The 16,932-nt window shown below is 70.7% G+C and carries 17 protein-coding genes; 9 read left to right on the top strand and 8 right to left on the bottom strand.

Features of this window, described 5'->3' with window-relative positions; translation table 11 throughout:
- Positions 1-8: 8 nt before the first annotated feature.
- Positions 9-659, bottom strand: a complete 651-nt coding sequence (locus ACIPC1_RS32775) for a cysteine hydrolase (protein ID WP_402523616.1) — start codon at positions 657-659, stop codon at positions 9-11.
- A gap of 194 nt (positions 660-853) precedes the next feature.
- Here ACIPC1_RS32775 and ACIPC1_RS32770 point away from each other — a divergent pair, with 194 nt between their 5' ends.
- A complete protein-coding gene (locus ACIPC1_RS32770) occupies positions 854-1,321 on the top strand; it encodes a pyridoxamine 5'-phosphate oxidase family protein (protein ID WP_402523614.1) in 468 nt (155 codons plus the stop codon).
- Positions 1,322-1,347: 26 nt separating this feature from the next.
- Here the strand turns inward: ACIPC1_RS32770 and ACIPC1_RS32765 are convergent, their stop codons facing one another.
- The gene (locus tag ACIPC1_RS32765; protein ID WP_402523612.1) at positions 1,348-2,250 is read right to left on the bottom strand and encodes a LysR family transcriptional regulator; all 903 of its coding nucleotides are present in this window, start codon (positions 2,248-2,250) and stop codon (positions 1,348-1,350) included.
- 75 nt (positions 2,251-2,325) lie between these two features.
- Here ACIPC1_RS32765 and ACIPC1_RS32760 point away from each other — a divergent pair, with 75 nt between their 5' ends.
- Entirely contained in the window at positions 2,326-3,261 is a 936-nt protein-coding gene (locus tag ACIPC1_RS32760; RefSeq protein ID WP_402523609.1) for a DMT family transporter, read from the top strand.
- A gap of 1 nt (position 3,262) precedes the next feature.
- Here ACIPC1_RS32760 and ACIPC1_RS32755 read toward each other — a convergent pair whose 3' ends face one another.
- Positions 3,263-4,594 carry an aminotransferase class I/II-fold pyridoxal phosphate-dependent enzyme gene (locus ACIPC1_RS32755; RefSeq protein ID WP_402523607.1) on the bottom strand — a complete coding sequence of 444 codons (1,332 nt, stop codon included), beginning with the start codon at positions 4,592-4,594 and terminating at the stop codon, positions 3,263-3,265.
- A gap of 35 nt (positions 4,595-4,629) precedes the next feature.
- Between ACIPC1_RS32755 and ACIPC1_RS32750 the strand changes: the two genes are divergently transcribed.
- Entirely contained in the window at positions 4,630-5,322 is a 693-nt protein-coding gene (locus tag ACIPC1_RS32750) for a pyridoxamine 5'-phosphate oxidase family protein (protein WP_402523604.1), read from the top strand.
- Positions 5,323-5,395: 73 nt separating this feature from the next.
- Here ACIPC1_RS32750 and ACIPC1_RS32745 read toward each other — a convergent pair whose 3' ends face one another.
- From ACIPC1_RS32745 to ACIPC1_RS32735, 3 genes are all read right to left on the bottom strand, one after another.
- Entirely contained in the window at positions 5,396-6,370 is a 975-nt protein-coding gene (locus tag ACIPC1_RS32745) for a DMT family transporter (protein WP_402523602.1), read from the bottom strand.
- A 206-nt stretch (positions 6,371-6,576) separates the two neighbouring features.
- Positions 6,577-7,602: an EamA family transporter gene (locus ACIPC1_RS32740; RefSeq protein WP_402523600.1), complete on the bottom strand. Its 1,026-nt coding sequence runs from the start codon at positions 7,600-7,602 to the stop codon at positions 6,577-6,579.
- 110 nt (positions 7,603-7,712) lie between these two features.
- Complete coding sequence (locus tag ACIPC1_RS32735; protein ID WP_402523597.1) at positions 7,713-8,261, bottom strand: Clp protease N-terminal domain-containing protein; 549 nt, start codon at positions 8,259-8,261, stop codon at positions 7,713-7,715.
- Positions 8,262-8,459: 198 nt separating this feature from the next.
- On the opposite strand from ACIPC1_RS32735, the gene ACIPC1_RS32730 reads away from it, so the two are divergent.
- Together ACIPC1_RS32730 and ACIPC1_RS32725 are read left to right on the top strand one after the other, a co-directional pair.
- The gene (locus ACIPC1_RS32730) at positions 8,460-8,648 is read left to right on the top strand and encodes a hypothetical protein (RefSeq protein ID WP_384388209.1); all 189 of its coding nucleotides are present in this window, start codon (positions 8,460-8,462) and stop codon (positions 8,646-8,648) included.
- Positions 8,649-8,767: 119 nt separating this feature from the next.
- The gene (locus ACIPC1_RS32725; protein ID WP_384388212.1) at positions 8,768-9,196 is read left to right on the top strand and encodes an SRPBCC family protein; all 429 of its coding nucleotides are present in this window, start codon (positions 8,768-8,770) and stop codon (positions 9,194-9,196) included.
- Positions 9,197-9,321: 125 nt separating this feature from the next.
- Here the strand turns inward: ACIPC1_RS32725 and ACIPC1_RS32720 are convergent, their stop codons facing one another.
- Both ACIPC1_RS32720 and ACIPC1_RS32715 read right to left on the bottom strand, forming a co-directional pair.
- Positions 9,322-9,966 (bottom strand): PadR family transcriptional regulator, encoded by a 645-nt coding sequence (locus ACIPC1_RS32720; protein WP_402523594.1) that lies wholly within the window; start codon positions 9,964-9,966, stop codon positions 9,322-9,324.
- A 154-nt stretch (positions 9,967-10,120) separates the two neighbouring features.
- Entirely contained in the window at positions 10,121-10,582 is a 462-nt protein-coding gene (locus ACIPC1_RS32715; RefSeq protein WP_402523592.1) for a DUF6924 domain-containing protein, read from the bottom strand.
- Positions 10,583-11,533: 951 nt separating this feature from the next.
- Here ACIPC1_RS32715 and ACIPC1_RS32710 point away from each other — a divergent pair.
- The 4 genes from ACIPC1_RS32710 to ACIPC1_RS32695 all read left to right on the top strand — a co-directional run bounded on the left by ACIPC1_RS32710 (position 11,534) and on the right by ACIPC1_RS32695 (position 16,882).
- Positions 11,534-12,349, top strand: coding sequence for a class I SAM-dependent methyltransferase (locus ACIPC1_RS32710; protein WP_402524116.1), 816 nt, complete (start codon positions 11,534-11,536; stop codon positions 12,347-12,349).
- 406 nt (positions 12,350-12,755) lie between these two features.
- Complete coding sequence (locus tag ACIPC1_RS32705; protein WP_402523590.1) at positions 12,756-13,292, top strand: hypothetical protein; 537 nt, start codon at positions 12,756-12,758, stop codon at positions 13,290-13,292.
- A 431-nt stretch (positions 13,293-13,723) separates the two neighbouring features.
- A complete protein-coding gene (locus tag ACIPC1_RS32700) occupies positions 13,724-15,865 on the top strand; it encodes a SpoIIE family protein phosphatase (protein WP_402523588.1) in 2,142 nt (713 codons plus the stop codon).
- Positions 15,866-16,012: 147 nt separating this feature from the next.
- A complete protein-coding gene (locus ACIPC1_RS32695; RefSeq protein ID WP_402523586.1) occupies positions 16,013-16,882 on the top strand; it encodes a PhzF family phenazine biosynthesis protein in 870 nt (289 codons plus the stop codon).
- Positions 16,883-16,932 lie beyond the last annotated feature (50 nt).

The raw sequence follows: 16,932 nt of genomic DNA, 5'->3' as shown, positions 1-16,932 counted from the left end.
GGCGGAATTCACGCCCGTGGGGCGCGACGCGGCCGTTTGAAGCAGGCCAGCACGTCGTCGGTCGACGTGATCGTGGCCACCAGGGAGAGCGTGTTACGGATCATCACGGGGGTGTAGTCGGAGGGCACCCCCGCGATGGCGTCGGCGGGCACCACCGCCGTGTAGCCGCGGTTCACGGCGTCGAACACGGTGTTGGGAATGGCCACATTGGCCGAGACGCCCGTCACGACCAGGGTGCGGCAGCCCAGGTTGCGCAGCAGCGCGTCGACGTCGGTGCCCGTGATCGGCGACAGCCCGTGCAGACGCCGTACGACGAAGTCCTCCTCGGCGACCTCGATGGGCGGCACGACCCGCACCGCCGTGGTCCCCGTCAACTGCTGTACGGGGAGCCGCTCGGCCGCGCGGAACAGCCTGGCGTTGCGGTTGGCGCCCCGGCCGTCCGGGCGCCGCTCGGCGATGGCGTGGATGACCTGCACCCCGCTCTCGTGCGCGGCGGCGACCAGCCTCGCGACGTTTGCCAGCGCCCCCGACGACCGTGCCTCCTTGGCGAGTTCGGGCAGCGCGCTGTCCTGCCCCACCACACCCTGCTGGCACTCGACGGTGAGCAGCACGGTGGTGACGGGGTCGAGGAGTTCACTGAGCTGTTCGTACGACGGCATGGCTCCCCCTGGTCGCGGGTGGTCGGAGCGGCGAGACTGTCGGAGCGGGCGAGACTAACGACCATTGCGCCAGGACGGAAGAGAACCCATGCTTTCCTGACGTGCCGTCAGATTCCGTCTGGTTCCGTCAGATACGAAATCCCGCCATGTCCGCCGGAGAAGTACGCCGGACACGTCACAGAAGAGGGGACCGCATGGCCGTCACTCAGCGCCGAGGCCGGAGGATCATGATGACGCCCGGTGAGCTGGACAAGTTCCTGACCAGCCGGCGCACTTGCCGCGTGGCGACCGTCTCCGCGGACGGCGCCCCGCACGCGAGCACCCTCTGGTTCGTCTGGGACGGCACCTCGCTGTGGCTGTACTCGATCACCCGCAGCAAACGCTGGGCCGACCTGCGCCGCGATCCGCGCGTGGCCGTGGTCGTCGACGCCGGGGAGGAGTACGACGAACTGCGCGGCGCCGAGCTGTCCGGCACCGTCGAGTTCGTCGGCGAGGTGCCTCGTACGGGCGAGGCATGCGCCGAACTCACCGCGGTGGAGCGCCTGTTCGCCCAGAAGAACTTCGGCCTCGACGAGCTGCCGCACGACGGCAGGCACGCGTGGATGCGGCTGACGCCGGACCTGATCGCTTCCTGGGACTTCCGGAAACTCGCCGCGCTGTAGCGCAAGTCCTGGCATCCCCGTCCAGTTCAGGCCACCGCCCGCCCCGCCCTCCTCAGCGCCTCCACCGCCGCCCTGATCGACGGCCGCCGGTCGGCGTCCTCGCGCCACACCGCGTGCACATACCGGTGGACGCGATGGCGCACCGGCACGGCCCGCACCCCGGCCGGCATCGGACCGCGACCGAGGCGGGGCGCGACGCACACGCCCAACCCGGCGGCGACCAAGGCGAGTTGGGTGTGATGCTCACCGGCGAGATGGGCGATTCGGGGCTCTATCCCCTTGGCGCGCAGCGTGTACACCAGCCACTCGTGGCAGAACTCGCCCTCGGGCCAGGAGATCCACTCGTCGTCCGCGAAGTCCTCCAGGTCGACCGTGTCCCGGTCGGCGAGCGGGTGCCCCTCGGGCATGGCGACGTCCGCGGGATCGTCGAGGAGCGTGGCCTTGACGAGCCCTTCGGGCACGGGCAGCGGTTTGTTGTACCAGTCGAGCACGACGGCCAGGTCGATGTCGCCCCGGACCAGACCTGCGACCCCGTGCTCGGGCTCCAGCTCCCGCGAACTCACCCGCAGTCCCGGATGCTCGGCCCGCAGCGCACCGAGCACGGCGGGGAACAGCCCGCGCGCGGCCGTCGGAAACGCGGCCAGTCGCAGTTCGCCGACCACTTGCCCGCGCTGCGCCTCCAGGTCGGACTGCGCGAGCTCGACCTGGGACAGGATCCGCGCGGCATGATCGGCGAGCAGTCGCCCGGCGTCGGTGAGGCGCACCCCTCGCCCGTTCTTGGCGAGCAGTTGCTGCCCCACCTCCCGCTCCAGCTTGGACATCTGCTGGGAGACGGCGGACGTGGTGACGTGAAGCCCGTCGGCCGCACCGCTCACCGAGCCGTGCCGGGCGAGGGCGTCGAGAGTACGCAGGCGCTCCAGATTCAACACGTAAGCAATGCTACGAGATAAAGGACGAGAAATCTCGCTTGTGCTACGAGGTCGTGCTGCCTCATCGTTGAATCCATGAGCGCCGTCGCCACTCCCCACACCGTCCCCCCGGCCGACAAGAGCCCCCGCCGCCATGCCGCTCTCGACTGGCGGATCCGTTTCGGCGTCCTCTCCCTGATCTGGGGCTTCAGCTTCCTGCTCATCAAGGTCGGCACGGAGGGCTACGCGCCGTTCCAGGTCACGCTCGGGCGGCTGGTGTTCGGGACCGCGGTCCTCGCGGCGGCGATGGCGGTGAAGCGGGAGCGGCTGCCGCGCGGCATGCGGACCTGGGGGCACCTCGCGGTCGCCGCCTTCCTGCTCAACGCGCTGCCGTTCTCCCTCTTCGCCTACTCCGAGCTGACGATCCCCTCCACCCTCGCGGGCATCTGCAACGCGACCTCGCCGCTCTGGGGCATGGCCCTGTCCCTGGTCGCCCTCTCCGAGGACCGGCCGACCCGGCGCAGGGTCGCCGGTCTCGGCATCGGCTTCATAGGCGTACTGACGGTCCTCGGCGCCTGGCAGGGCTTCCACGGCCTGGACGCCACGGGCACGGCGATGGCCCTGACGGCCTCGCTGTGCTACCCGATCGGCTGGATCTACGTCCGCCGCACACTGGCCGGCGCCGGCCACTCGCACCTGTCGATGACCGGCGCCCAGTTGCTGCTGGCCACCGTCCAACTGGCCCTCATCACCCCGCTCTTCACCACCCTGCCGAGCCGTTTCCCGCTCGTCCCGCTGCTCGCGATCGCCACCCTGGGCACCCTCGGCACGGGCCTCGCCGTCCTCATCCAGTACGGCCTGGTCTCCGAGGTCGGCCCGACGACGGCCCAGATGGTCACGTACTTCATCCCGGTCATAGCCGCCGCGGCGGGCGTCGCGATCCTCGGCGAGTCGCTGGCCTGGTCGACACCGGTCGGTGCGGTCGTCGTGCTGGCGGGGGCGGCGCTCACCCAGTCCAGGGCACGGCGATGACTCACGCGTAATGGCGAGCGGACGCGGGCGCGACGGCGGAGGCGACCGCGTCCGCCAACGGCTCGATGTCGCCCGGCGTGAGAGTGGAGACGGTGATCCGCAGACCGGGCGACGCACTCACCCGGAACCGCGCCCCGGGCGCCACGGCCCAGCCCGCGTGCAGCAGCCGCGCGACCGCCCCGGTCTCGTCCGGAACGGGAACCCACACGTTCATCCCGCTGCGCCCCCGCGCCGCGACACCCCGCTCTTCGAGCGCGCCGATCAGCGCGTCGCGTCGCCGTTCGTACGACGCCGCCACGGCCCCTACGTCCACCGCGCCGCTGGTCCACAGCTGCACGACCGCGCGCTGCAACAGATGACTGACCCAGCCGGGACCCAGCCGCTGCCGCCCGTGCACGCGGTCGACGGTGACGGGGTCCCCGGTCAGCACGGCGAGCCGCAGATCGGGCCCGTACGCCTTGGCGACGGAGCGGACCAGCGCCCAGTGGTGGGTCGTACCGGCCAGCGGATGCAGCGGCAGGTCGACGATCCGGTGTCCGTGGTCGTCCTCGACGAGGAGGGCGTGCGGGTACTTCTTGAGCACGGAACGCAGGGCACGCGCGCGCGTGGCGGTCACGGCGGCTCCGGTCGGGTTCTGGGCACGGCACGTGACGATCAGGGCCCGGGCGCCGGCGTCCAGTGCGCGCCGTACCTCGTCCGGAACCGGGCCCTCGTCGTCGACACCCATGGGGACGACACGCAGCCCGAGCGCCGGCACAAGGTCGAGCAGACTGCCCCAGCCGGGATCCTCGACGGCGACCGCGTCCCCGGGCTTGAGGTGGGTCACCAGCACGCGCTCGATGGCGTCGAGTGACCCGGAGGTGACGACGACAGGGCCGTCGGGCACCGCGTCGGCGTCGAGTTCGGCGCGCGCGAGCCGCACCAACTCCGGTTCGACAGCCGCCTCCCCGTACATCACGGGCTCCCGGTCCGACCGCTCCGCCGCCACCGCGAACGCCTCGGCGAGGCCGGGCAGCAGCGCGCGATCGGGATTCCCGTCCGCCAGATTTCGTACGCCGTCGGGCACGTCGACCCGGATGTAGTCGCGCCCCGTCGTGGCCGGCTTGGAGCGGATACGGCTGCCCCGGCGGCCCGCGGTCTCGATCACCCCGCGCTCCCGCAGCGTGCGATAGGCGGCCGCGACGGTATTGGGATTCACCCCGAGCTGTGCCGCCAACTCCCGCATGGGTGGCAATAGTTGCCCCGGCTCCAGCTTCCCCGACCCCACCGCACGCTCGACGCCGGCGGCAATCTCAGCTGCGCCACGACCTTCAATCCGATACTCTCCTAGCACAAACAATACTATGCACTAGTACAATGGAGAACGCAATGCCGGAGACGACGAGCACTCAGCCTGGGACGCCGCAACCCGCCGCCTACACCCCGACCGACCGCACCGTCCCCACCCGTTCCGCGAAGCGCGCCGCGTACGACCGCGAGCTGGTCCACTCGATACTCGACGAGGGGTACGTCTGCCACCTCGGCTTCGTCCGCGACGGCGCCCCTGTCGTGCTCCCCACCCTCTACGGACGCGTCGGCGAGCGCCTCTACGTACACGGTTCGACGGGCTCGCGCCCTCTGCGGATGACCGGTCAGGCCGATCCCGGGCTGCCGGTCTGCCTGACCGTCACGCACGTGGACGGCCTGGTACTGGCCCGGTCCGCCTTCCACCACTCGATCAACTACCGCTCCGTGGTGGTGCACGGCATCGCCCACGAGGTGACGGACCCCGACGAGCGGCGGACGGCCCTGGACGCACTCGTCGACCATGTCGTGCCCGGCCGTTCGTCCGACTCGCGCCCCGCCAACACCAAGGAACTGGCAGCCACCGCCGTGATCCGCCTCGACCTGAACGAGGTCTCCGCGAAGCTCCGCACCGGCGGCCCGAACGACGAGCCGGAGGACCTCTCCCTCCCCCACTGGACCGGGGTACTCCCCCTGACCAGGGGATACGGCGCCCCCATCCCCTCCGTGGACCTCGCCTCCGGCATCGAGGTGCCGGACTACCTGGCATCACTGTGATGCCGATGAGCGGACCCGGCGGAGACCCCCGTAGCGCCGACGCTCCGCGTCGACTCCCTCCCCCGCAGTCACGTCAGATCAGCACCTTCTCCCCCAGCCCCCCTTCCGGCTGACGCCGTACGGCCGCCGCGCTCCGCGCTTCCGCCACCGCGAGCCCGGCGACCGATCCCAGCATCAGCGAGGTGCCCGCGAGCGTCGCCGTGGTGAGTTGCTCACCGAGCAGGGCAACGGCCAGCACGGCGGCGCTCACCGGCTCCAGGAGCATCACCACGGAGACGGTCGCGGACCGGACCACAGCGGCCCCGGCGAAGTACAGGCCGTATGCCAGGGCCGTGGGAACGGCGGCGATGTACGCCAACAGGGCCAGGACATGCGCCGGTTGGGCGGCGTGCGGGACCAGCCCCTCGGCCAGGCCGAAGGGCAGCAGACAGGCGGTGGTCACAGCGAAGGCCCAGACGGTCGTACCGGACGCGTCCGCCCCGCCGTCGCGCCCCCACCAGCGCGTGAGCAGGGTCATCACGGAGTACCCGGCGGCGGACACGACCGCGAGCACGATCCCGTAGGGCCGCACCGTCGCATCTCCGCTGCCGAGCACCAGCACCGCGAGCCCGCACAGCGCTCCGGCGACAGCGGCCGTACCGCCGGCTCCGAGCCGCTCACCCATGGTCAGCCGCGCCCCGAGTGCGATGAGCACGGGCCCGGCGCCCAACGTGACAACGGTCGCCACGGCAAGGCCGGTCGCCTCGACTGCGGCGAAGTAGGCGGTCTGGAAAACGGCGAGCCCGAAGCCCGTGACGCCGATCCGCAAAATCTTGCGGTGAAGCGGCTCCCGCGCACAGGGCCTGACCCGCCGCCGCCGCGGCAGGCGTACGGCGAGCAGCAGGACGAGTCCGCCCGCGCAGCGCCAGAAGGAAAGGGCGATCGGGCCCATGTCACTGGCCCGGTAGACCAGCGACGCGGCGGCGCCAGCGGTGCCCCAGGCGGCACCGGCGACGATCAGATAGAGGAGGCCACGCCCGATGGGCAGGCCGGAAACGGCATTCGACACGTGTTCTCTCCGCAGATACGCAGAAGTTCAGGAAGGACCACGTCGCGGCCGGTGCACGGAGGCACAGGCGTACGGGAGGGTCCTCGGACTTCGTCTGCGGGCAGCACCGTTGTGCCCGGCGGATCGGCCGGGCGGTGTACTCCGGAGGCCCGCCTCAGGCGGCCGGAGGCGGAAGAACGAGTGCGTCCGAATGCATGATCGCCACCCTAGACGGCGCTCCCCCGGGCCGACAACTCCCTTTCGGAGCCGTCCGGACCGTCGTCGCCCGGGCCTTGGGCGACCGCGCCCTCGGAGGCCTTGGCCGGCGCCGACGACTGGGCGATGAACGCGCCGACCAGCACCACGGCACCGCCGACGATCTGCGGCGCCGAGAGGTGCTCGCCGAGCAGCACCCAGGCAAGGACGGTGGCGATGACCGCTTCGAGGCAGGCCACGACGCCCGCGACCTGCGGCGAGAGCCTGCGCACGGAGAGCACTCCGGTGACGTACGCGACGACGGTTGCGATCAGCACGATCCAGCCCAGGAGCAAGGAGGCGGCAACGGCGGTCCCGTCCATCTCCGCAGTGCCCCCGAGCACGGACCAGTCCATGTTCCAGGGACGGGAGACGACGGTCAGCACGAGGGCGCCGACGAGCAGGCCGTACGCGATGACGCCGAGCGGGGCGGGGGCCCCCTCCCCCGCGTCGCTGCCCTGGTCGGACAGGACGAAATAGCCGACCTGACAGCAGGCGGCACCCAGCGCGAGCAGCAGTCCTACGACGTCGAAGCTCAGCCCCGACCACACCTCGACCACGCAGGCGAGGCCGCCGACCGCGAGGACGACGCCGAGAGCCGCGGCGCGCGCCACGGGCCGGCGCTGCACGAACCGCACCCAGCCGAGCACGAGCGCCGGCGCGAGGTACTCGACGAGCAGCGCGACCCCGACGGGGATCCGGGAGATCGCGGCGAAGTAGCAGGCCTGCACACCGGCCACGGCGAGCAGTCCGAACCCGGCGAGCAGCGCGGGGTGGCTGCGCAGCAGGCTTCGGTGACGTACGGCCAGCGGCAGCATGACCAGCGCGGCGCCCGCGACCCTCAGCCACACCACGTGGAGTGGATCCAGACCCGCCTCGATCAACGGCTTGGCCGCGACACCCGATCCGCCGAAGGCGACCGCGGACGCCAGCGCGAGGCCCAGGCCGACACCCCGCCCGCGGTTGCCCTGACTGCCCTGAGACGTATGCACTGGCACATGATGACAGGCGGCGACATGAGCGTCACCCCCGATGACACCTGTCCCAACGTCTGGACGTCGACCTCAACGACGGGGCGTCGCCGCGCCGCAACCGGCCAACCCCGGACTCAAGACCCCACGTCGCCCCCGCCGACGTACTCCTCGAACCCGGCATGGATCCGCACGAGCAGTACCCCGGCGTCCACGCCCGCACGCCCGAGCACCTCGACGGCTCGGGACTCGGGATCGACGAGGACCGCCGCAAGCAGATCGACACCGCGGGCCTGCTCGTCGCCCCGCAGAACGGCCCGCTCGCACGCGTCCTCCATCGCACCGGCCGCCGCCGGGGACCAGCCCGCCTCGGCCACCATCGGTACGGCACCGGAGTCCTCGACGGTGCTCTGCCAGCGCAGCCCGTAGCCGATGCTGCGCTGCACCAGGTAGCCGAGCAGCCGGGCGACCTGCGGTCCGCTGTCGAAGACCGCGCGCACCTTGGGGTCGGATTCCAGCAGTGAGTGCAGCAGATGGGCCGTGTCGATCTGCTTGTCGCCGTCCCTCAGCGCTCTCCTGCGCGCACCGGAGACCATCGAAGCCAGCTCGGCGCTGAGCCTGGCATCGAGTTCGATTCGGTGCGGGCCGCTCTCGGCGGCGGGCTGTTGAGGGATACGGGATGGCACAACCCCTACCCCATCAGTCCCTGCGAGCGGAGTCATCCCCGGCGGGCAGCATTCTCACGTCCGTCACAGGGTGGGCATGGATGCGCGAGTTCTCCTCCTTACGGATGACATCACGCCGTTTCATCCCCTGGGGCGCGCACCCTCGCGCTTCGCGCCCCGTGCGCAACCGGGTCGCTCCGGCGCTCGTCCCTCAGGAACATGGAGAGCAGGTGTTGGCTGGTGGCCCTGCCTGCGGTCGACGGCAGGCAGTACGTGTACCGGGTGTACGCCCCTGAGGACGCGCTGCTCGCCGACCTGTTCTGGGAGGCGTGGCACTGCCACGACGAAGGACCCTTCCCGCGCGCGTGGGACCTGTTCGACGCGGCGGAGATAGAGCGGGTGGGCTGAGACCTGCACTCCGTCTATTTCTGACGGTTCATCAGTATTGAATGTTGAGGTGCCTGCGGCTACCTTCCGCGACACCGTAGCTGCGCCGGGCGCAGCACCCGACACAAAGGGGTGGCCGCATGGCCGAAGTCAGCGCGGAAGCACGCATCGAGGCGCCCGCCGAGAAGATCTGGGCGCAGCTCACGGACTTCTCCTCGTACGGCGAGTGGAACTCCACCCACACCAGCTTCCCCAAGGGCGGACCCGCCTCACTCGAGACCGGCGCCACCTTCGAGGAGAACATGAAGCTCATGGGCTTCCCGGCCGAGGTCAACTGGACCATCGACGAACTGGAACCCGCCCGCACGCTGGCCATCAGCGGCAAGGGCCCGATGGCGGTGAACGTCACCACCCGCTACACCCTGACCCCCGACGGCGAGGCCACGACGGTACGCATCGACGGGGAGTTCACCGGCGCGGCCGTCTCCCTGATGGCCGGCAAGCTCAAGGACTCGGCGACGGCCGCACTCGACGAATCACTGCGTAAGCTCGCCGGGCTGGTGACCTGAGCGCACAACGGCCGCACAACGGCCGGCCACACACGGGGAAGCGCCCCGCGGAAAGGCTTCCACGGGGCGCCTTGAGGACACGGCAGCAAGCTGTCGTCGACCTCGCCACTCCTCGCCAGATCTCGTCAGTCCTCGTCGGCGAGGATCAGGTACAGCTTCTTACGGGTTTCGTTGATGACCGCCAGCGCCTTGTCACGCTGGGCCTTGTTGCCGGTCTTCCAGACCTGCCCAAACGCTTCCATGGCGCCGAAGCTGGCCTGCCGGATCTCGTGCAACGCCTCCCAGTCGACCCCGCGCCCGGCCTCTTCCCAAGGCGCGTCGGGCCCCTCGTCGGCCGCGGTGCGGCCGGACTCGGTGAGGGAGAACAGCTTCTTGCCACCCTCGGCCGCACTGGTGATCAGTCCCTCGTCCTCCAGCAGCTGAAGGGTCGGATACACCGAACCCGGGCTGGGCTTCCACGCCCCGCCGCTGCGCTCGGCGATCTCCTGGATCATCTCGTAACCATGCATGGGCCGGTCCTTGAGCAGAGCCAGGATCGACGCGCGCACGTCGCCGCGCCGCGCCCTTCCCCTCCCCCCGCCCCGGCCGCCACGTCCGCCCCAGGGACCACCGCCGAAGCCCGGTCCACCGAAGCCGGGGCCACCGGGACCACCCGGCCCGAAGGGCCCGAAAGCCCTGCGCCGCCCCTCGGGGCCGCCCCGACCCCGATGGCCGGACCCGCCTTGTCCCTGTCCACGCTCGTATCCGAATTCCTGTCCGTGGGAACGCATCGCAATCACTCCATTCCATCGTTGATCGGTCGCGATGCGTCAACGATATATCGGAACAGCGCCTCTGGCAACACTGCCCGGCATCAACTTGGTGTCCCGTCTCAGCGAAGCTCGAGCAGTCTCATCGATGTGTGACCGCGGCTGTGGTGAGTTCCTAGAAGGACCGGAAGACTCCCGCAGGTTCGCTCTGAGCGGCATCGACGACGTCGGCGAAGTCCAGGTTGGCGATCGACAGGTTCGCGTGGATGTCGTGGATGCCGACAGGGGCGGCGCGTACTGATCCACCGTAGGCCTCGAACTCCTCATCGCTCTGGCACTCCTCTCTGGTCAGGACCGCCACCGCTAGCAGCGCGTGGTCGTTGTCCCGCATGGTGATCCGGTCAGCGAGGAAGACGACGCTCAAGTCCTTGTCCGCGGATACGGCAGCGATCACGTCATCGGCCGTGGCACCGGCCCAGGCCGGATCATCGATGATGTGGACGGCGGGCTCGTAGTCGCCGTCGCCCCACGGCCTCGACAACTCCTCACACACGGCCCGCCAGGCCGCCGCATCACCGAAGTCAGTCCTGATGACCAGCGCGGCGAAGTCCTCGCGGTCGGTAACAGAGGGCAGCATGGGGGACTCCGGTATCCATTGGGCGCGGGTACGGCGTACAAGATGCCAGCCCATGCCGACAGTCGGTCAAACTCCGATGAGATCCGTCAAGGTTCGTTGAGACGGGACACTTGACTGGGCTGTGGCAGCGAATCTCGTTCGATTGCCACTGAACTTTGACCACCGGTTCGTTCCTGCCACCGAACTTGGACCGTTGCGGTTGGAGGCTGGTGGGAGCACCGGCTCATACGTACGGAGATCCTCTTCGGCCGCCAGGCCCTGCACTGTTCCCAGACCTGCCGCGAGAAGGCACACCGGAAACGGCATCCTCGGGCTCCAGCGCAAAAGGCTCCTGCAGAGGGTGCGGCAAGAGCATGGAGATCCAGCCCGGGCAGCGCTGCCGCCTGTGTTCATCCGCCTGCCGACGGGCCAACTACCTCAAACACGAAGAAACGTGGTTGGCCGAAGCAGACCGGGCTGATCCATCCCGACCACGCATCTGCCTGTCTGCGACGGCCCGATGTTCTCAGCAGCACGCCGGACATGCTCAGACCGATGCCGCCGGCGAGCACGTCGTCAACAGCTCGGGCAGCCTCCCGCGAGCCCCCTTCTCCACCGCCGGTGACATCGCCGACGCGACGGCCCGCACCACCACCCCAGCCACCCGAACCAGCCCCCACGGCATCAACGAGACCCTGCGAGACCTGCGGAGGACCACTACCGGGCGCCCTGCCGGCAACAACGCCGGACGTGCTGACAGGGCTGCCGCCAGAAGGCATACCGGCAGCGGAAGCCGCAGCTGCCTTCCGCCTGGATCGATCGATTCCATTGGGTTTGGTGGTCGTAGGCAACCAGTGCGCGCATGACCGGCCGGCCGCGAATGAACCTGGCTCCACTCATCGGTCCCCCTTGGAATCGATCATCTAGGCTGGCGCGGTGACTGATGAGCAGGGGCGGGTGCAGCCGTCGGGAGTGTGGGCCACGGCGGTCGGGGTGGCCCGGGTGCGGGCGCTGGAGACCGAGCGGGAGAACGCGCTGTTCCGCGACCCACTGGCACAGGCCTTCGCCACCGCCGGGGGCCTATGGCCCTCCTCGCCGCCGCTGCCCGATGACGAGGCCGCGCGCCGCCGCCGACTGGCCGTGTCGTTCTCCATCGTCATCAGGACGAAGTTCCTCGACGACCTGTTGCAGCAGGCCTCCGCGTCCGGGGTCCGGCAGGTCGTGCTGCTCGGCGCCGGCATGGACAGCCGGGCCTTCCGGATGGACTGGCCCGAGGGCACCCGGCTGTTCGAGGTCGACACCGCCGTGCCGCTGGACTTCAAGGCTTCGGTGCTGCGCCAGGAGCGGGCCGTCGCACGCTGCGAGCGGATCACCGTCGCGGTGGATCTGCGTGAGGACTGGCCAGGCGCGCTGGCCGCCGCAGGGCACGACCCGGCCGCGCCGACCGCGTGGATCGCAGAAGGACTACTGATCTATCTGCCCGAGGACGCGGTGGAGCTACTACTGGCCCGGATCAGCGCGCAGTCGGCGGCAGGCAGTCGGATGGGGCTGACATTGGGCTCGCGCGGCGTGATCGAGCGCTTCGGCGCGGACGCCGAGCCGGGATCGGCCGCGTCCATGTGGGTCTCGGAGATGCCCAACGACCCGGTGGGCTGGCTGGCCGGGCACGGCTGGGAGGCCGACAGCCACACCCTGCGCGAGCGCGCTGCCGCCTACGGCCGCCCGATCAGCACCCCTCCGCAGCGCGAGGAGCGGCCCGGCGGACTGATCTCGGCGGTCCGCCGGTAGAGCGCCTCCAGGCGTTCAAACTTCCGTGGCAATCGGTCAAGGTTCACTGTCACAGGACGTTCACCCGTCCCCCCGGGAAGGGCCTGGCGGCCCCAAGGTGCGAGCGCTCCTGACGGTGTGCGCGCCCGCTCCAGCGGCGAGCGGTGCAGCCGCCGCGGCCGCCGTGGTACCTGACGGAACGGCGTTACAGGCGGCGCTGGACCGGGTGACGGCAACCGGCTCGGTCGCCGAGGTCCGGCAGAGCAGCGCCGTATGGCGCGGCAGCAGCGGCAGGTCCAGGCTCAACGGCCGACAGCCCGCCCCCGTCGGCGGCCGCTTTCGCACCGGAGGCCCCCCGGACTCCGGACACCCGCCTGCCGGGCTCCTCGCCCTTCAACACCGGCCCCTTCTCCCACGGCTACGAACCGTGGAAAAAGGAGACGGGACACCTGTCCCGGTCGGCTACACCAACGTCAACATGTCCGTCGCCGGCACTGCCGACGAGATCATCTCCACGACCGCCGACCTCGACCACTTCTTCCGCACCCTGCTCAGCGATGACCTTCTGCGCCCGGCCGACCTGCACGACATGACCACCGACACCGGCGACGACAGCTGGGGCCACGGCCCGGAGAAAGCGACGCTCCCCCGGCGGCACCATCGCGGGCCACGGCGGCGACGCTCCCGGCTACCGCCCCTTCTTCTTCCACTCGCTCGACGGCACCGGCCAAGTAGCTGTGGGCTGGACCGACTGGGACCCGACAAGGACCCGGCGGAGTTCGATCCGTTGTCACGCGCGATCCTGGCCGCGTTCGCCGAAGTCGTGGGGGTGGCCGGCCGCGGTCCGGTCGCAGACCTGGGATGCGGCCCCTGGCCTACTACTCCACCCACCCCACGCCGCCGGACCTTTTGCCCGTTGTGTTCGCCGAATTCCCTCGCACGCTCGCACCCGGCGGCCATCTGATGATCGCCGGCTACGTGGGAGACGATGTGCATCTGCGTCCGACGCATGCATACGGCGGGCATCCGGTGTCCTACGAGTCCCACCCGCAACCGCCGGATCGGATCGTCGCACTGTTGGGCCGAGCCGGACTCGTGGCGAAGGAGCGAAGGAGCGAAGGAGCGAAGGAGCGAAAGGGACGATCGCCACCCTTCTGGCCCGGAAACCTGAAGGACCTCCGACGTCCTGGCAAACCGGATGGCACCGACCATCGGCAACGGCCACGAGTCGCCCGGACCGTCGAAGCGGACCTGGCCGCGGGTCACCCGGGACACCCGAGCGTCCCAGGCGCCGTACGCCCCGCATCTGCCTCGTCAGTGCCGCCCGCACGCTCTGCAGGTGCGGTCGAGCCGACCGCGGAGCACGCTGGAAGCGCGCCCGGACATGGGGCAGCCGTGCGCCGGACCAAGCGCAAAGGGAGCTCGGAGGTGGTCGCCGTGGCGCGCAGCGATCCCGGCCGGGAAGTGGACGAGAGGGCGCTCTCGATGTTGGAGGCGCTGTTCACGCAGTCACCGATCGGGCTCCACCTGCTGGACACCGACCTTCGGGTGGTACGGGTCAACACCGCCACTCCCCTCATGCGTGGCGTGCCCTTGGACGACCTGCAAGGACGCCCGGTCCGCGATGTCTACGACATCGTCGAAGGCAGCGACCTGGAGACGCTCCTGCGCGAGGTGATGGACAGCGGAGTCCCCCTCCTTCAGCGCGTCGTCCGGGCGCGCGTCAAGGGGGACCCACCGCAGGAGCGGTACTTCGAGATCAGCGCGCTGCGCCTGGAGAGCCCGCGCCATTCCGTGCTCGGAGCGGCGGTCACCGCGATCGACGTCACCGAACGGGAGCGGGCCCGCACCCGCACCGAGGTACTGGACGCCGTACGCCGACAGGTGGGACGCACGCTGGATCCGGCCGTGACCGGCGAGGAGCTCGTCCCGGCCGTGGTCCCCGCGTTCGCCGACATCGCGATCGTGGAGGTGGTGGAGGCCGTGATCCGCGGCGACGACCCGCCGCAGGCCCCACTGCCCGCGAGCACGCCCCTGATGCGCACCGCGTTCCGCAGTAGCCGAGCGCAGCCCCCGCAGGCCCATCCGGTGGGCGACGTCCGCCGCCTGCCGGCGCCGACCCCCTTCACCCAAGCCCTGGCCGACCTGCGCCCCCGCGTGGTCGCGCTCCATCCGACCGCACCATGGCTCTCCGTCGATCCCCCGCGCGCGGAGGCCATCCACTCATCCGGAGCCCATTCCCTCCTCGTCGTCCCGCTGGCGCTGCGCGACTCGGCCCTCGGCGTGGTCAGCCTGTACCGCACCGGAAACTCACCCCCCTTCGACGAAGGCGACCGGGAGCTCGCGGTCGAACTGGCCACACACACGGCGCTGTGCATCGACAACGCGCGGCGCTACACACGCGAGCACACGGTCGCCGCCACGGTCCAGCGCCAACTGCTGCCCCGCCGCCCGGTGACCCACCCGTCGCTGGAGACCGCCTACCTCACCATCACCGGCGCCGATCCCGGCGCCTGGTACGACACCATCGCCCTGTCCGGCGCCCGCACCGCCCTCGTCGTCGGCAAGGTGTCGGGACACGGTCTGAACGCGGCCGCGACCATGGGACAGCTGCGCACCGCCGTACGCTCCCTGTCCGCGTTCGACCTCGCCCCCGACGAACTCCTCGCCCGTCTGCACCACACGGCGGGACAGCTCGCCGCCGAACGGTCACATCTCCCGTTCGGCGATCCGCTGCGCCGCGAGGCACTCACCGCCGACTGCGTGTACGCCGTGCACGACCCCCTTACCGGCACGTGCACGATGGCGGCAGGTGGCCAACTGGCTCCCCTCGTCGTGCGCCCCGACCGCACGGTCACCGGCCCCGGCGCACCTGCCGGGCCACGGCTGGGCACGACGGAGGGCGCGCCCTTCGCCGCCGTCGACATCGAGGTGCCGGACGGCAGCGTCCTGGTGTTCACGAGCGACCCGCTGCTCACCGCGTTTCTCGCCGAGCCCTCAGGGCCGTTGCCCTCTGCGCCGGACTACCGCGAGCGCCCCCTCCAGGACCTCTGCGACGCCCTCGTCTACGCCCTCCCGGCAGGTCTGGGCGCCGGCGACGCCGCGATGATCGTCGCGCGCACCCGGTCCTTCCCCCCGGACCGGATCGCCGCGTGGCCGCTCGACCCCGACCCCGCGGCCGTGGCCCTCGCCCGACACCGCACGCGCGGGCAGCTCGCCGCGTGGCACGTGGACGACGAGACGGCCTTCAACACCCAGCTCATCGTCAGCGAACTCGTCACCAACGCGGTCAAGTACGGCAGTCCACCGCTTGAGCTCCGCCTGATCCATGACCGCACCCTTACCTGCGAGGTACGGGACGCCGGCGCGGCCGCACCACACCTGCGCCACGCCGGTACGGTCGACGAGGACGGACGCGGTCTCTTCATCACCGCGCAGCTCGCACAGACGTGGGGCACCCGTTACACGGCCCCGGGCAAGACGATCTGGACCGAGCAGGCGCTGCCCCGCGTCACCGGACCCGACGGCGCGCACTGACCAGCCGGTGCAACCCGGCGACGCCGCCGGACTTGGTCCGCGTCAGGACACTCCGGCCGGACCAGCGACCCCGCCCACCCAAAACCGGGCCAGCACAACGGAATTGGCCTTGGCCGACCCTTTCGCGGAGCGGCTAGCGTCGCTCCCATGCGGATTCGAATCGTCGACGCCTTCACCGACCGCCCCTTCGCCGGCAACCCGGCCGGAGTCCTCATCCTCGACCCGGCCCCCTCATCCCCTTCATCCCCTTCATCTTCATCCCCGTCCTTCCCGTCCTTCCCGTCCTTCCCGGACGACGCCTGGCTCCAGGACGTGGCACGGGAGGTCAACCACGCCGAGACGGCGTTCACCCACCGCCTCCCCCAGGGCGCCGAGGCCGACTGGGCGCTGCGCTGGTTCACACCCGTCACCGAGGTCGCGATGTGCGGGCACGCGACGCTGGCGACCGCCCACGTGCTGCACACCACGGGCGCCCACGAAGGACCCGTGCGGTTCGCCACGCTCAGTGGCGTCCTCATCGCCACGCCCCACGAGGACGGTTCCATCACGCTGGACTTCCCCACCGCACCGCTCACCCCGGTCGAAATCCCGGACGGCGTCGCCGAAGCCCTCGGCGCCGAGCCGCTCACGGTCTTCGACACCGGCCCGAACATCGGCGACCTGGTGATCGAGGTCGCCGACGAGAAGACGGTCCGCGGCCTGGCCCCCGACCACAGAGCTCTGGCGCGATACTCGAAGCGCGGCATCATCGCGACCGCCCGCGCCGAAGAACCCTCCCAGGGCTACGACTTCGTCTCCCGCTGCTTCTTCCCGAACGTCGGCATCGACGAGGACCCGGTCACCGGCAGCGCCCACACGGCCCTCGCGCCCTACTGGTCCGAACGCCTCGGCCGCCCCGACCTCACCGGCCTGCAAGCCTCCGCACGCTCCGGCCTCGTCCGCACCGATCTGCGCGGCGAGCGCACGCTCCTCACCGGCCGCTCGGTCACGGTCATCGACGGCGAGCTGCTCGCGTAACAGCGCAGAAGGGGGCGTACGAGAATGCCGTACGCCCCTCCTAGATCCCC

It is taken from the genome of Streptomyces sp. NPDC087263, from assembly GCF_044744645.1.
GTDB lineage: Bacteria > Actinomycetota > Actinomycetes > Streptomycetales > Streptomycetaceae > Streptomyces.
The sequence above is the reverse complement of the archived record's forward strand: the minus strand, read 5'-3'. Positions and strand labels throughout refer to the sequence as shown.

What these genes read in the sequence shown, in the direction of transcription:
- ACIPC1_RS32775 (WP_402523616.1), bottom strand. Translation starts at nt 659, where the DNA reads ATGCCGTCGTACGAACAGCTCAGTGAACTCCTCGACCCCGTCACCACC.
- ACIPC1_RS32770 (WP_402523614.1), top strand. Translation starts at nt 854, where the DNA reads ATGGCCGTCACTCAGCGCCGAGGCCGGAGGATCATGATGACGCCCGGT.
- ACIPC1_RS32760 (WP_402523609.1), top strand. Translation starts at nt 2,326, where the DNA reads ATGAGCGCCGTCGCCACTCCCCACACCGTCCCCCCGGCCGACAAGAGC.
- ACIPC1_RS32750 (WP_402523604.1), top strand. Translation starts at nt 4,630, where the DNA reads ATGCCGGAGACGACGAGCACTCAGCCTGGGACGCCGCAACCCGCCGCC.
- ACIPC1_RS32730 (WP_384388209.1), top strand. Translation starts at nt 8,460, where the DNA reads ATGGAGAGCAGGTGTTGGCTGGTGGCCCTGCCTGCGGTCGACGGCAGG.
- ACIPC1_RS32725 (WP_384388212.1), top strand. Translation starts at nt 8,768, where the DNA reads ATGGCCGAAGTCAGCGCGGAAGCACGCATCGAGGCGCCCGCCGAGAAG.
- ACIPC1_RS32720 (WP_402523594.1), bottom strand. Translation starts at nt 9,966, where the DNA reads ATGCGTTCCCACGGACAGGAATTCGGATACGAGCGTGGACAGGGACAA.
- ACIPC1_RS32715 (WP_402523592.1), bottom strand. Translation starts at nt 10,582, where the DNA reads ATGCTGCCCTCTGTTACCGACCGCGAGGACTTCGCCGCGCTGGTCATC.
- ACIPC1_RS32695 (WP_402523586.1), top strand. Translation starts at nt 16,013, where the DNA reads ATGCGGATTCGAATCGTCGACGCCTTCACCGACCGCCCCTTCGCCGGC.